Annotated in this window: 11 protein-coding genes; 3 read left to right on the top strand and 8 right to left on the bottom strand. The window is 70.4% G+C overall.

The genetic code is table 11. The features are described 5' to 3' along the window. Positions 1–45: 45 nt before the first annotated feature. Complete coding sequence (locus AC3IYJ_RS34175) at positions 46–2,070, bottom strand: oxidoreductase (RefSeq protein WP_489398370.1); 2,025 nt, start codon at positions 2,068–2,070, stop codon at positions 46–48. 200 nt (positions 2,071–2,270) lie between these two features. On the opposite strand from AC3IYJ_RS34175, the gene AC3IYJ_RS34170 reads away from it, so the two are divergent. Both AC3IYJ_RS34170 and AC3IYJ_RS34165 read left to right on the top strand, forming a co-directional pair. Further along, positions 2,271–3,344, top strand: a complete 1,074-nt coding sequence (locus tag AC3IYJ_RS34170) for a L,D-transpeptidase (protein WP_489398369.1) — start codon at positions 2,271–2,273, stop codon at positions 3,342–3,344. Positions 3,345–3,369: 25 nt separating this feature from the next. After that, on the top strand, positions 3,370–4,830 hold the full coding sequence (locus tag AC3IYJ_RS34165; protein ID WP_489398368.1) for an alpha/beta fold hydrolase: 1,461 nt from the start codon (positions 3,370–3,372) through the stop codon (positions 4,828–4,830). 7 nt (positions 4,831–4,837) lie between these two features. Here AC3IYJ_RS34165 and AC3IYJ_RS34160 read toward each other — a convergent pair whose 3' ends face one another. The 4 genes from AC3IYJ_RS34160 to AC3IYJ_RS34145 form a co-directional block, all read right to left on the bottom strand. After that, entirely contained in the window at positions 4,838–7,861 is a 3,024-nt protein-coding gene (locus AC3IYJ_RS34160; RefSeq protein ID WP_489398367.1) for an alpha-mannosidase, read from the bottom strand. Between the two features lie 63 nt (positions 7,862–7,924). Beyond that, positions 7,925–8,800 carry a carbohydrate ABC transporter permease gene (locus tag AC3IYJ_RS34155; RefSeq protein WP_489398366.1) on the bottom strand — a complete coding sequence of 292 codons (876 nt, stop codon included), beginning with the start codon at positions 8,798–8,800 and terminating at the stop codon, positions 7,925–7,927. Next, a complete protein-coding gene (locus tag AC3IYJ_RS34150) occupies positions 8,797–9,699 on the bottom strand; it encodes a carbohydrate ABC transporter permease (RefSeq protein WP_489403021.1) in 903 nt (300 codons plus the stop codon). The genes AC3IYJ_RS34155 and AC3IYJ_RS34150 overlap by 4 nt, the downstream gene beginning before the upstream one ends. Before the next feature lie 119 nt (positions 9,700–9,818). Then, on the bottom strand, positions 9,819–11,153 hold the full coding sequence (locus AC3IYJ_RS34145) for an ABC transporter substrate-binding protein (protein ID WP_489398365.1): 1,335 nt from the start codon (positions 11,151–11,153) through the stop codon (positions 9,819–9,821). Between the two features lie 400 nt (positions 11,154–11,553). Between AC3IYJ_RS34145 and AC3IYJ_RS34140 the strand changes: the two genes are divergently transcribed. Next, the gene (locus AC3IYJ_RS34140; RefSeq protein ID WP_489398364.1) at positions 11,554–12,645 is read left to right on the top strand and encodes an ABC transporter ATP-binding protein; all 1,092 of its coding nucleotides are present in this window, start codon (positions 11,554–11,556) and stop codon (positions 12,643–12,645) included. 123 nt (positions 12,646–12,768) lie between these two features. On the opposite strand, the gene AC3IYJ_RS34135 is transcribed toward AC3IYJ_RS34140, so the two are convergent. From AC3IYJ_RS34135 to AC3IYJ_RS34125, 3 genes are read right to left on the bottom strand one after another with little or no spacing between them, the layout of a single operon-like run. Further along, positions 12,769–13,071 carry a putative quinol monooxygenase gene (locus AC3IYJ_RS34135; protein ID WP_489398363.1) on the bottom strand — a complete coding sequence of 101 codons (303 nt, stop codon included), beginning with the start codon at positions 13,069–13,071 and terminating at the stop codon, positions 12,769–12,771. Between the two features lie 10 nt (positions 13,072–13,081). Then, positions 13,082–14,092, bottom strand: coding sequence for a universal stress protein (locus tag AC3IYJ_RS34130; protein WP_489398362.1), 1,011 nt, complete (start codon positions 14,090–14,092; stop codon positions 13,082–13,084). A 48-nt stretch (positions 14,093–14,140) separates the two neighbouring features. Then, positions 14,141–14,497: a hypothetical protein gene (locus AC3IYJ_RS34125; RefSeq protein WP_489398361.1), complete on the bottom strand. Its 357-nt coding sequence runs from the start codon at positions 14,495–14,497 to the stop codon at positions 14,141–14,143. Between the last annotated feature and the right edge of the window lie 69 nt (positions 14,498–14,566).

The following is a 14,566-nucleotide window of genomic DNA, read 5'->3' as shown; positions in this document are numbered from 1 at the left end:
ACTGATTGTGGCGGCCCGGTCCGGGCCGCCACAACACCCCGTCGGTCAGAGCGAGGCGGCCAGTTCCGTACCCTGGCGGATGGCCCGCTTGGCGTCGAGTTCGGCGGCCACGTCGGCGCCGCCGATCAGGTGCGCCTCGACCCCGGCCGCGCGCAGGGCCTCGTACAGGTCGCGGCGCGGCTCCTGGCCGGTGCACAGGACCACCGTGTCGGCGGGTACGAGGCGCTGCTCGCCGTCGACCGTGATGTGCAGGCCCTCGGCGTCGATGCGGTCGTACGTGGCCCCCGCGACCGAGACGACACCGCGGTGCTTGAGCTCCGCGCGGTGGATCCAGCCGGTGGTGGTGCCGAGGCCCGCCCCGACCTTGGTGGTCTTGCGCTGGAGCAGGTGCACCCGGCGCGGCGGGGCCGGGCGTTCGGGGGCGGCGAGACCGCCGGGGCCGGTGTACGCGGTGTCCACGCCCCAGTGGCGGAAGTAGACCTCGGGGTCCTGGGAGGCGCCTTCGCCGCTGTCGGTGAGGTACTCGGCCACGTCGAAGCCGATGCCGCCGGCGCCGAGGACGGCCACGCGCTCGCCGACGGGGGCTCCGTCGCGCAGGACGTCGAGGTAGCTGACGACGTTGGGTCCGTCGACGCCCTCGATGTCGGGGATGCGGGGGGTGACTCCGGTGGCGACGACGACCTCGTCGTAGCCGCGCAGGATCTCCACGTCGGCGCGGGTGTTGAGCTTGACCTCGACCGCGCGCTCGGCGAGCTGGGTGCCGAAGTAGCGGATGGTCTCCTCGAACTCCTCCTTGCCCGGGACGCGTCGGGCGATGTCGAGCTGGCCGCCGATGTGGGCGGAGGCCTCGTAGAGGGTGACGGCGTGGCCGCGCTCGGCGGCGGAGACCGCGCAGGCCAGACCGGCCGGACCGGCTCCGACGACGGCGACGCGCTTCTTCAACTGGGTCGCGGAGAGGGTCAGTTCGGTCTCGTGGCAGGCGCGCGGGTTGACCAGGCAGCTGGTGATCTTCCCGCTGAAGGTGTGGTCGAGGCAGGCCTGGTTGCAGCCGATGCAGGTATTGATGGTCTCGGAGCGGCCCGCGGCGGCCTTGGCGACGAAATCGGCGTCGGCGAGGAAGGGGCGGGCCAGCGAGACCAGGTCCGCGCGCCCGTCGGCGAGCAACTCCTCGGCGATCTCCGGGGTGTTGATGCGGTTGCTCGTGACGAGGGGGACGGACACCGCGCCCATCAAGCGCTTGGTGACCCAGGTGTAGGCGCCGCGCGGGACGGAGGTGGCGATGGTGGGGATGCGGGCCTCGTGCCAGCCGATGCCGGTGTTGATGATGGTGGCGCCCGCGGCCTCGACCTCCTTGGCGAGGTGGACCACCTCGTCGAGGGTGGAGCCGCCGGGGATCAGGTCCAGCATGGAGAGCCGGTAGATGAGGATGAAGTCCTCGCCCACGGCCGCGCGGGTGCGCCGGACGATCTCCAGCGGGAAGCGGACCCGGTTCTCGTACGCGCCGCCCCAGCGGTCGGTGCGCTTGTTGGTGGCGGCGGCGATGAACTCGTTGACCAGGTAGCCCTCGGAGCCCATGATCTCGACGCCGTCATATCCGGCGAGCTTGGCGAGGCGGGCGGCGCGGACGAAGTCCTCGACGGTGCGCTCGACGTCGGCGTCGGTCAGGGCGTTCGGGACGAAGGGGCTGATCGGGGCCTGGAGCGCGCTGGGTGCGACCAGGTCCTTGTGGTAGGCGTAGCGGCCGAAGTGGAGGATCTGCATCGCGATCTTCCCGCCCTCGGCGTGCACGGCCTCGGTGATCACCCGGTGCTCGGCGGCCTCCTCCTCGGTGGTGAGGCGGGCGCCGCCCTCGAAGGGGCGGCCGGCGTCGTTCGGGGCTATGCCGCCGGTGACGATCAGACCGGCTCCCCCGCGGGCGCGCTCGGCGTAGAAGGCGGCGAGGCGCTCGAAGCCGCGCTCGTGCTCTTCGAGGCCGGTGTGCATGGAGCCCATGATCACGCGGTTCGGCAGGGTGGTGAAGCCGAGGTCCAGGGGGCTCAGCAGGTGCGGGTACCGGCTCTGGGAACTCATGAGGGGGCGCCTCCTCGCGCGGGGGTGTTGAAGCTGTTCTAGCTGAGCGGGCGCTTATTTTGCAACTAGGTGCAAAACGGGTCGAGGGGCTCCGGCGGCCGTATCCGCCCGCATCCGCCCGCCACTCCCGGGACCAAAGGCCCTGCCCGCCGGGACTTGTGGCGGAGCTCACCACCCAAGAGATGGCAAAGGATTGGGGAATGCCCGCTTTTCCCGCCGCCGCGCTCCGTGCTGCCCTCGTCCTGACCGCCGTCACCACCACGGCCGCGCTGATCACCTCCTGCGGCGCCGCCGAGTCGGACACCGACCGCATCGGACGCAAGGGCGCCGCGCGCGCCGCCGGGGCCGCGGACGTGTCCGAGCCGCCTTCCCGGCCCCTCTCCAGCACCCCGACCCCGACCGCCGCCCCGGACCCGACCCGCTCCCCGGCTCCCGAGGCCCTGCTGCTCGAGAACCCGGCCAAGCGGGTCCGGCCGGTGGTGGCCCCGGCGGACGGTTCGACCGTGGGCATCGGCCAGCCCGTCTCGATCGTCTTCAAGAACCAGAAGGTGGACCCGGAGTTGCGGGCCGGCATCGAGGGCCGGGTGGAGATCAGGACCTCCTCCGGGGTCGTCGGCGCCTGGCACTGGGCGGAGAGCAACGGAGACACCCACCTCCACTTCCGCCCGAAGGAGTACTGGCCGGCGGGGACCGAGGTCTCCCTCGACGCCCGTCTCACGGGGGTGAAGCTGGACGCGCGCACCGCCGCGACCGGGGACCGGAAACTGACCTTCACGATCGGCTCCGCCCTGGTCAGCCGGGTGGACCTCGCCGCGCACACCCTCACGCTGGTCAAGGACGGCAAGCCGGTGCGGACGATCCCGGTCAGCGGCGGCGAGGACCGGTTCAAGACCCGCGAGGGCGTGAAGACGATCCTCAGCAAGGACGGCACGGTGCTGATGGACTCCCTCACCATCGGGATCCCGCGCACGAGCCCGGACGGGTTCTACGGCCGGTACGAATGGAGCATGCGCGAGACGATCAGCGGCGAGTACGTCCACGCGGCGCCCGACAACGCCGAGTCCTTCGGCAAGGCCAACGTCAGCCACGGCTGCATCGGCATGTCGGCCGCCGACGCGAAGTGGCTGTACGAGCAGAGCAGCGTCGGAGACGTCATCGAGGTGACGGGCACGACGGGCAAGCCGATGGACGAATTCGGCAACGGCTACGGCGACTGGAACCTGAGCTGGGACGACTGGCTGCGGGGCAGCGCCCTGGGCGCCTTCAAGGCCTGACCCCGCCGCCGGTACCGTCGCTCCGGTGACTGGACGGGACGCGGTGGCGGTGGGCGGCGACGGGGTGCGGATCGCGTACGAGGTCTCGGGGAGGGCCGACGGCATCCCGCCAGTGCTCCTGTTGCCCGCTCTGGGAGAGACCTCGGCGGACTGGTCCCGGGTCCGGGAGGAACTCAGCCGGGAGCGGCGGGTGTTCGCGCTCGATCTGCGCGGCCACGGCGCCAGTACGTGGCCGTCCGCGTACTCCCTCACTCTCATGCGGGACGACGTGCTGGGGTTCATGGACGCCCTCGGCCTGGACCGGGTGGACCTGGTCGGCCACTCGCTGGGCGGAATCGTCGCCCAGCTGGTCGCGCAGCACAGCCCGTGGCGGGTGGTACGCCTGGTGCTGGAGGACTCCCCTGCGCCGCTCCCCCGTGAGCCGGCCGCCCTGGTCCGTCCCGAGGGCGAGCTGCGCTTCGACTGGGCGATGGTGCTCGCCGTCAGACCCCAGCTCGACCGGCCCGACCCGCCCTGGGCGGCCGGCCTGGACCGGATCACGGCTCCGACCCTGGTAGTCGCGGGCGGCCCCACCAGCCACGTCCCCGAGGAGGCCGTCGCCGAGCTGGTCCGCCGCGTACCGGATGCCCGGCTGACCACAATCCCCGTGGGCCACTTGGTGCACGCCTGCTCCCCCGCCGAGTTCACGGCGGCCGTCTCGGCTTTCCTAGCGGAGCTCCCCGACGTCGAGGTCGCCCGGCGGTGGCTCGCCGAAGACGGAATCACCCAGACCGGCCCCGACACCTGGTACGACGCGGAGCCGCCCGCCGGGACCTTCACCCGGGACGAGCTGTGCGAAGGGCTCGGCTCGATGGCCTTCACCGACGAACGCCTCGACCTGGCGGGCCGGTTGCGGGTCGCACTGGGACTGCAGGACCTGCTCGGCTGGCACCCCCTGGTGACCGACCAGATCCACACGGCCCACCTGGGGCCGCACGGGCCGCTCCCGCGGGAACCGCTGTGGGACGGCTATCGGCACCGACTGGAGGCCGTGCGCGAGCACGACGCGATCACGTCCTCGCTCTGGTTCGACTGGTTCGAGACCCCGCGGACCGCCGACGAGGCCTTCGCTGAGGTCCTCGGCAACGACCGCGAACGGCTGCTCCCCGGCGCCCCGGAGCCGTTGCTGCGCAGGGCGCGACGGGTGCTCGAACATTCGGGTCCGGTGCCGTGGTCGAGCAAGGTCGCCACCTACCGAGCCGCCGCCCGCACCCCCGCCCTGCACCACGCGGTGTTCCGGGCCGTACTTCGCAGCCACCACGACTTCTTCGGGCGGATCGACCCGGTGGAGGCGCTCGACATCCTCGGCTCACTGGACGTACCGCCGCAGACCGAACGGCTGGCCGAGCTGCGCCGGGCGCTGGCCGCCGGACATCACGATCCGCGCCGCGGCCCGCGCGCCCCGCAGGCCGCCCCTGGCCCGGACGGACGGGCCGGGGGCGGCTGAGGCCGGGTCAGGCGCGGTGCAGGCGGAGCGTGAGGATCTGGAACGGGCGCAGGGTCAGGGCCACCGTGCCGTCCGGGGACGGGCCGCCGACGGCGGTTCCTTCCAAGGGGCGCTCCAGCAGGTCGCTCTCGACCGCCGCCGACAGCGGGAAGCCCGCCGCCAACGTGGCCTGCGCGCGGCCGCCGCGGGATTCGTAGAGGCGGACGACGACGTCGCCGCTGCGGTCCTCGGCCAGCTTGAGCGACTCGACGACTACGGCGTCGTTGTCCACCGCGACGAGCGGAGCGACCGGAGCGCCGCCGGTGACCACCCGCTCGGGCAGGTTCAGCCCGTGGCCCTCGCGGACCGCGTCGCCGATGGCCGCGCCCGGGGCGAGCGAGAAGCGCAGGGTGTGCGCGCCCTGGTCGGTCTCCGGGTCGGGGTAGCGCGGGGCCCGCAGCAGCGAGAGGCGGACGGTGGTGGTCTGGCCGCCGTCGGGGCGCATGTCGCGGGTCACGTCGTGGCCGTAGGTGGAGTCGTTGAGGACGGCGACGCCCCAGCCCGGTTCCTCCGCGTGGATCCAGCGGTGGGCGCAGATCTCGAACTTGGCCGCCTCCCAGGAGGTGTTGGTGTGGGTGGCACGGTAGACGTGCCCGAACTGCGTTTCGGAGGCGGAGCGTTCGGCCTTCACGTCCAGCGGGAAGGCCGCCTTGAGGAACTTCTCCGTCTCGCGCCAGTCCACGTCCGTGACGATGTCCACGGTCTTGGCGTCCGCCCTCAGGGTGACGGACTGGACGGCCGTGGAGGAGCCGAACGAGCGGGTGACCCGTACCGTCGCGCGGTCGGAGGCGGATTCGGCGACCTCCAGGGCGTCCAGGTCCACCAGGTCGGTGACCTTGTTGCGGTAGAACTCGTCGATGTCCCACGCGTCCCACATGTTCGGGAAATCGGGATGGATCTGGAGCAGGTTCGCCGCCCGGCCCGGCGCGACCGACTCCCGGTCGGCCTCCAGGTCGTACGCCGACACGATCAGGCCGCGGTCGTCGATCTCCACACGGAGGCGCCCGTTGGCGAGCACGTGTCCGCCGCCCCGCCGCTCCTCGATCGTGACGGGCCGGACGACCCGGGCCGGCAGGCCCGCCCCGCCGGCCGGGATCCCGCGCCGGGTGTGCGGGGCGCAGTTGAAGACCAGCCGCTCCTCGCCCCGTCCCGCCAGTGCGGTCTGCGCCGCGAGGGTGATCGCGAGCAGCTCCTCCCGTACCGCGGCGTACGTCTCGCGCGCCTCGCGGTGCACCCAGGCGATGGAGGAACCGGGGAGGATGTCGTGGAACTGGTGGAGCAGGACGACCTTCCAGATCCGCTCCAGGTCCTCGTACGGGTACGCGTACCCGGGAACCTTCACCGCGGCCGTGGACGCCCACAACTCGGCCTCGCGCAGCAGTGATTCGCTGTGCCGGTTGCCCTGCTTGGTCTTGGCCTGGGAGGTGTAGGTACCGCGGTGCAGTTCAAGGTAGAGCTCCCCGGCCCAGACGGGCGCGTCCTCGTACTCGGCGTGCGCCTTCTCGAAGAACGCGTCGGGCCGCTCGATCTCCACCCGCGGGGAGCCTTCGAGGTCCTTCTGCCGCTTGGCGCGGGCCAGTTGCTCGCGCGTGGGGCCGCCACCGCCGTCGCCCCAGCCGAAGGGGGCCAGCGACCGCGAACCCCGGCCCTTCTCCTGGTAGTTGCGGGCGGCGTGCGCCAGCTGGGTTCCGCCGAGGTCGGAGTTGTAGGTGTCGACGGGCGGGAAGTGCGTGAAGACGCGGGTGCCGTCGATGCCCTCCCACCAGAAGGTGTGGTGGGGGAACTTGTTGACCTGGGACCAGGAGATCTTCTGGGTGAGGAACCACTTGGAGCCGGAGAGCTTGACGATCTGCGGCATCGCGGCGGTGTAGCCGAAGGAGTCGGGCAGCCAGACGTTGTTGGTCTCGATGCCGAACTCGTCGATGAAGAACTTCTTGCCGTACAGGAACTGGCGAACCATGGCCTCGCCGCCGACCATGTTCGTGTCGGACTCCACCCACATGCCGCCGACCGGCACGAACTGCCCGTCCGCGATCTTCTTCTTGACCCGCTCGAAGAGCTCGGGCCGGTAGGTCTTGATCCAGTCGAGCTGCTGCGCCTGCGACATGGCGAAGACGAACTCGGGGTGCTCGTCCATCAGGCCCACCACGTTGGACGCGGTGCGCGAGACCTTGCGGACGGTCTCCCGCAGCGGCCACAGCCAGGCGGAGTCGATGTGGGCGTGGCCGATCGCGCTGATCCGGTGTGCGGAGGCGTTGGCGGGGGCGGCGAGCGCCCCGGCGAGCGCGGCGCGGGCGGTGGCGGCCGTGCCGGCGACGTCGCACAGGTCCACCGCGTCGAGGGCGGAGTCGATGGCGCGCAGGATCTCGTAGCGCCGGGCGCTGCCCTCGTCGAGCTGCATCATCAGGTCGTAGAGGACTTCGAGGTCCTGCACGAGTTCCCAGACCTCGGTCTCGAAGACGGTGAGGTCCATCCGGGCGAGCCGGTAGAGGGGCTGGTCGCCGCTGGTGCGCCTGTCGCCCTCGTAGGTGACGGAGTGGTCGACCAGGATCGGGTTGGACGCACCCTCGACGTACCACTCGATGTGCTCGCCGCCGGCCGCGGAGTCCGCGACGCGCACCCAGTCGTTGTACGGGTTGAGCGCCTTGATCTCCCCGCCGTCGGCGCGGTGGACCAGGCCCTCGCACTGGAAGCCGGGCATCATCCGGTCGAAGCCCAGGTCCAGGACGGCCTCGACGGTGCGTCCGGCCCAGTCGGCGGGCACGGCGCCGGTGATCTTGAACCAGGTGGTGCCCCAGGCCGGGCCCCACGGGTCGCCGACGGCGCAGGGCTCGTAGGCGGCCGCCAGGCCCTCGGCCACGGGGACCGGTTCGCCGGGGGCTTCCCAGCGCTCGACGGTCAGCGGGACCGAGCGGGAGTGGACGGCAGGCTTGATGCGCTCCTTGAGGACACGGCGGAGGCGGTGTTCGGTGATGCTGCGGTCGTCGTGCATGACGGCTCCTCCAGGAGAGGTGGTGGTGGGCGTGCACCGAGCGGAGGGCTGGGACCGGCTCGCTCAGGTCTTGACGGCTCCCTCGCCGACGCCCTTGAAGAAGAAACGCTGGAGGGCGAAGAAGAGGAGCATCATCGGGATCAGTGCCGCCATCGCCCCGGCGGCGATGATCCGCTGGTCGCTGACGGTGGTGGCGCCGGCCAGGGTCTTCAGGCCGAGCTGAAGGGTGTAGTTGTCGCTGTTGGTCAGGACCAGCAGGGGCCAGAGGAAGTCGTCCCAGGCGCCCATGAAGCTGGTGATGCAGACGACGGCAAGGGCGCCCTTCGCGGCGGGGAGGAAGACCCGGGTGAAGCGGGTCCACTCGTTCGCGCCGTCGAGGACCGCGGCCTCCTCGACCTCCTTGGGTACGGAGAGGAAGGCCGAACGCATGATCATGATGTTGAGGACCGAGACCGCGCCGGGCAGCCAGACGCCGATGAGGGAGTCGACCAGGCCCATCTCGCGGATCGTGAGGAACATCGAGATCATCACGGACTCGAAGGGGAACATCAGCGTCGCCACCAGCACGGTGAAGACGGTCTTGCGGCCCTTCCAGGCGGCCCGGGAGAGGGCGTAACCGCCCATGGCCGCGAACAGCATGTTCGAGGTGATGGCGAGGAGGGCCACCGTCAGGGTGTTGCCGACGTACTGGAAGAGCGGGAACGATTCCGCGACCCGGAAGTAGTTGTCGAGGGTGGGCTGCGAGGGCAGCACGCCGTCGTACACGTTCTCGGTGCGGCCTCGGATCGAGGTCAAGAACTGCCAGACGATCGGCCCGAGCATGATCACGAGCACCAGGAGGAGTGTGGCGTACCGGCCGGCGAGGCCGATCCAGTACCGCCGGGCGTCGGCTCCGACGCGCTTGCCCGCCCTGCTCCCGAAGGAGGAGAGGGTGCTCAACTTAGCTCTCCCTTCGACAGACGGCGGCCCAGCAGGCTGAAGACCAGCGTCAGGAGGAACAACAGGATGGAGATGGCGGCCGCGTAACCGGTCTCGCCGGAGAATCCGAGGCCGACCTGCCGGATGAGGAAGGGCAGCGTACGGGCGCCGCCGCCGGGACCGCCGCTCTCGCCGCCGAGGATGTAGATCTCGGTGAAGACGCGGAGCGCGGATATGGCCGACAGCGTGCCGACCAGCAGCATCATCGGCTTCACCTGGGGGACCGTGATGCTGAAGAAGCGCCGGACCGGGCCCGCGCCGTCGAGCGCCGCGGCCTCGTAGAGCGAGGTGGAGACGTTCCCGAGGGCCGCCAGGTAGAAGACCATGTAGTAGCCGAGGCCCTTCCACACGGTCACGATCATCGCGGAGACCAGCAGCATGGTGCTGTCGGTCAGGAACGGGATCGGCTCGGAGATGATGCTGAGCTTCTGGAACAGCGTGTTGACCAGGCCGTCACTGCGCAGCACCCACTGCCAGATGAGGCCGACGACCACGGCCGAGGCGATGACCGGGGTGTAGAACGCCGAGCGGAAGAGGCCGATCCCGGGGACCTCTCTCTGTACGAGGACGGCGAGGGCCAGCGGCAGGAAGACCAGACAGGGGACGACGACCAGGAGGTACAGCACGCTGTTGCCGGTGGCGACCCAGAAGTCGGAATCGGCGAACGCGCGGGTGTAGTTGTCGAAGCCTACGAACCCGCCGCCGCGCAGGATCTGGGCGTCGGTGAAGGACAGGATCACGGTGTTGACGAACGGCCAGAGGCTGAACATCGTCACCATCACCAGGCCCGGGGCGAGGAAGAGGTACGGGGTCCACCACTTGCGGTGGCGCAGTCCCGTCTCGGCCTCCATGGCCTCCATTGCCTTCTTGGCCAGCTTCGCCTGCTTGCTCGGCTTGCTCCGGTTGCTCGGCTCGGCCTGCTTGCCCTGCTCCGCCCCCTCGGCTCTGCTGCGACGGGGCTCATTCTCCGGTGCGCCCGTCACTTCTGCGCCGACTTCGCGAGCAGCTTGTTGGCCTCCTCCTGGGCCTTCTTCACCGCGGTCCCGGCGTCCTGCTCGCCCTTGATGGCCTTCTGCATCTCGCGCACGACCGCGTCTCCGACCTGGTTGGTCCACTGGACGGGGGTGTTGGCGTCGAGTGCGGCGCTCTTGAGCTGCTCGGCGCCGACCGCGCGGGCCAGCGTCTCGGCGTCCTTGCCGTCGCCCTTGTCGGAGAAGTACGGGTCGGCCAGGCCTACGGCGTTCGACGGGTAGATGGTGGCCTTCTTGGAGAACTCCACCTGGTTGGGCCCGTTGGTGATCCACTTGGCGAACTCGGTCGCCGCGTCCAGGTGCTTGCTGTCCTTCTTGATGCCGAGCGACTGGGCGTAGATGCCGATGTGGCCGAGCTGCCCGGTGACGGCGTTCGCGACCTGCGTGTTCCCGTAGATCTGCGGGGCGTTCTGCTTGATGTCCCTGACGAAGCCCGGGGAACCGGGACCGAAGACGATCTTGCCGCCGCCGTAGAGCTGGTTGATGTCGTCCGACTTGAGCAGGGACTCCTTGGGCATGGCGCCCTTGTCGTACAGGTCCTTCATCCGCTCGACCCATGCGACGGCCTTGTCGCTGTCGAAGGTGAACCGGTCCTGCTTCTCGTTCAGGATCGGCACGCCCATCTTCTGCCAGTCTCCGGGCAGCCGGCCCTTGGGGTCGGCCATGAAGGCGGAGAACTGCCCGCCGGACTTGGCGGCGATCTGCTCGGCACAGTCGAAGAACTCCTCGACGCTGGTCGGCGGTTTCGCCGGGTCGAGACCGACCTTCTCGAAGAGCTCCTTGTTGTACGTGAGGATCTCCGGGGTCACGTACCAGGGGTACGCGTACACGCCGTCGCCCTTGCCGGGCAGCTTGAACTGCTCCCAGGCGCCCGGGACGTAGTCCTTGGCGACCTCGGGATCGAGTTTGGCGACGTCGGCCAGCATGCCGCGGTCACCGAGGAGCTGGAAGGAGTCCGTGGAGAGGTTGACCACGTCGGGCAGGGCCCCGGCCTGCGCGTCGGCGACGATCTTCTCGTTGTAGCCGTCCCCCGGGACGTCCTCCCACTTGACCTTCGCGTCCGGGTACTGCTTCTCGAACGCGTCGATGACGCCCTGGACGTACGAGATGAACATGGGCTTCAACTGGAGGGTGCGGAACGTGATCTGACCAGCCACCTTGCCGGTCTTCTCCCCCTCCTTCACGTCCCCGGCGCCACCACTCATGCCGCATGCGGAGGTCGCGAAGAAAGTACAGGCCACGAGCGTGGCGATGGCAATACGGGTCACGTTCCTACGGGTCATCGTCGCCGCCTTCAGGGGGAGTTCCGGCCTCGCCGCCGGAACGCTGCGCCCAAACTCACCCGAAATGAAGATTCCGTCAATGTGACCAAAGTCCCTGGCGGCGGGTACCCGTACGTCCCGAATTACGACAGGCGCTCGACCAACAGCCCGAAAGTCACTCCGTCAAGAAGGCCTTGACCTGCACTGATGCGCTTTAGTCCCAAAGCCCTCACGCGTGATATCGATTCGGTAACGAACATGTCGGGCCGTCAGAGGTTGACTTCTTATCGCCGGTTCACGAAAACTTGAACTAATGCGCTTTATCCCGCCCGCAGCGAGCGAAATCGCATTAACCGTCCTGCCAACCCCGCCCACACGGATCGTCCGGCACGTACCGCCGGTGAAAGAGGGATTGACAGTCATGGCTGAGATCAGGTTCCGGCAGACGAGCCTCACCTACCCCGGCGCCGACCGACCCACGGTCGAATCGCTGGACCTCGACATCGCGAACGGGGAGTTCCTCGTCCTGGTCGGCCCGTCGGGCTGCGGAAAGTCCACCACCCTGCGGATGCTGGCCGGGCTCGAAGAGGTCACCTCCGGCTCCATCTCCATCGGCGGCCGCGACGTCACGCACCTGCCGCCCAAGGACCGCGACATCTCGATGGTGTTCCAGAACTACGCGCTCTACCCCCACATGTCGGTCGCTCAGAACATGGGCTTCGCCCTGAAGATCGCCAAGGTGGACAAGGAGACGATCCGCAAGAAGGTCGAGGAGGCGGCGAAGATCCTCGACCTCACCGACTACCTCGACCGCAAGCCCAAGGCCCTCTCCGGCGGTCAGCGCCAGCGCGTGGCCATGGGCCGCGCGATCGTCCGCGAGCCGCAGGCCTTCCTGATGGACGAGCCGCTCTCGAACCTGGACGCCAAGCTCCGCGTGCAGACCCGGGCCGAGATCGCCAACCTCCAGCGGCGGCTGGGCACCACCACGGTCTACGTCACCCACGACCAGGTGGAGGCCATGACGATGGGCGACCGCGTCGCGGTCCTCGCGGACGGCATCCTCCAGCAGTGCGACGCCCCGCGCACCATGTACGACCGCCCCGCGAACAAGTTCGTGGCCGGGTTCATCGGCTCCCCCGCGATGAACCTGCTGACCCTGCCGGTGTACGAGGACGGCATCCGCTTCGGCGGCTCCACCCTCAGGATCAGCCGCGCGGCCCGTGAGGCGGCCGGCGGCGACAGCGTCACCCTGGGCATCCGCCCCGAGCACCTGGACTTCCACGCCGCGCACAGCGACAAGGGACTGGCCGTCACCTTCTACTCGGTGGAGGAACTCGGCTCGGACGGCTTCGCGTACGGCAACCTCGACCTGGGCAACGGCGAGAGCCGACCGCTGACGGTACGGACGTACGGCCGCGAAGAAGGCCTGCGCGGCAAGACCATCCGTGTCATCCCGCGCCAGGACGACCTGCACCTCTTCCACGAGGCCACGGGCGAGCGCCTCCCCGACTGACGCCGGCGACCCGCCCTGCGGGCGGCCACCCCCGCGGGCCGCCACCGCCGCCCGGCTCGCGCCGATGGCGGCGCGGGCCCGGCGGGCCGTGCGGGGCTGGAGGGCGGGGGGCTGAGCGGTCGGTCAGGCCAGTGGGGCGGCGGCGAGCTCGATGACCTCGGCGGGGCCGGACCGGAACGCCGGGCTCGCGGCGTCGGCCTCGATCATGTGCGGGGTGGCATCGTGCGCGGCGAGCGCCTCCTTCGAGGACCACCGCTCGATGAGGACGAACCGGTCGGGGTCGCCGCTCACTTGGTGCATGTCGTAGCGCAGGCACCCCTCTTCGGCCCGCACGAGCGGCGCGATCCGCTCAAACATGGCGACCTGTTCCGGGCCCCGCCCCGGAAGGGTGCTGATCAGGATGACGAGTTGGATGGGCTGCGACATGCGACCGAGGTTATCCGGCGGCCTGATCCCGCTCGCTCCCGGGGGTGGGGCCGGCCGGGTCGTCGGCGCGTACGGGGACCACCGCCACCGGGCACAGGGCGTGCAGCAGGACCGCGTTGGACACCGACCCCATCAGGAGGGAGCCCGCCCTCAGGCGGCGCCGGTGGCGGCCCACCACGATCAGGTCCGCCTGCTGGGAGGCGGTGACCAGGCGGCCCGCCGGGTCCCCCGGGGCGACCACGGCGTCGACCGTGACGTCGGGGTAGTGCCGGGTGCGGAACGGCTGGAGCCGGGTGCTCTGGTCCTCGGCGAGTTGCCGGGCCGCCTCCGGCGCGTCGCCGGGGGTGGCCGGCGGGCAGCCGCCGCCGCGCTCGGCGACGAGGGAGCCGACCAGGGTTAGCGAGGAGAGCGGCACCAGGTGGGTGGAGACCACCTGGAGCACCGCGCCCCGGCGACGAGCCTCGGCGAAGGCGAAGTCGACCACGTCGTCGGTGGTTTCGTCGGGGGCGAGCCCCAGGACCACCCGGCGCTCGCCGGAGTCGGCGGAGCCCTCGTCCTGCTCCGCCGCGAGCCGCGCCGCGTGCGGGACGACCATCACCGGGCAGGGTGCCTGGGCCGCGCACACCCGGCTGTTGGAGCCGAGCAACAGGCTGGCGAAGCCGCCGAGTCCGCGTGATCCCATGACCAGCAGCTGGGCGCCCGCGGCGAGTTCGGTCAGGGTGACGGCCGGGTTCCCCTCGCGGGAGACGTAGTGGAGCGGCGGGAGGTCCTCCCGGCCGGCCAAGTGGGCCCGTACCAGGGCCAGCACCGGATCGGTGTCCCAGGCGGGAGGCCGCACCAGGGCTTCGCCCGGGGCCGCCACCCGGGGGTGGTCCGGCCGTACGTGCGCGATGTGGAGCTCCGCTCCGCGGGCGCGGGCCGCTTCCACGGCCCAGTCCAGGGTCCTCAGGCTGTGCTCCGAGCCGTCCACGGCGGCCAGGACGGGGCGGGCGGTGGCGGGATCGGCCGAGTGCGTCTGCATGCCTCCACCCTCCAGCGGCCGGGGGCCGCCGGGCAGGGACCGAAGGCCCTACTTGAGGCGGTAGTCGGCCTTCTCCGCGAGCTTGCCGTCCTTGAAGCAGAAGCGGAACACCGTGTCGCTGTCACCGGCGGTCGACAGGTACCAGGAGCACTCGGCTCCCGCGGGCACGGCGGGCCCGCCGTCCTTGAGGGCCTTCTTGACGAAGGTCTCGCCGGAGGGCAGCTTCGCCCGGACCTCGCTCTCGGTGTCGCCGGCCTTCACGGCCTCGTACACCTTGGGGTCGACCAGGGTCTTGTCCGCCACGTCGACGACCGTGCCGATGCCGAAGAACAGCAGGACGAGCAGGCCTGCTCCCAGGAGCACCGCCACCAGGCAGCCGATCAGGCATCCATTGCGTCGCGCCACGTCCTGGTCCTCCGTAATTCCACCGCACTGTTGCGAACTGTCCCCACGACTCTCGCAAGGCGGGGCAAC

It is taken from the genome of Streptomyces sp. GL_140 (genome assembly GCF_057834465.1).
This window is presented reverse-complemented; position numbering and strand designations above follow the sequence as displayed.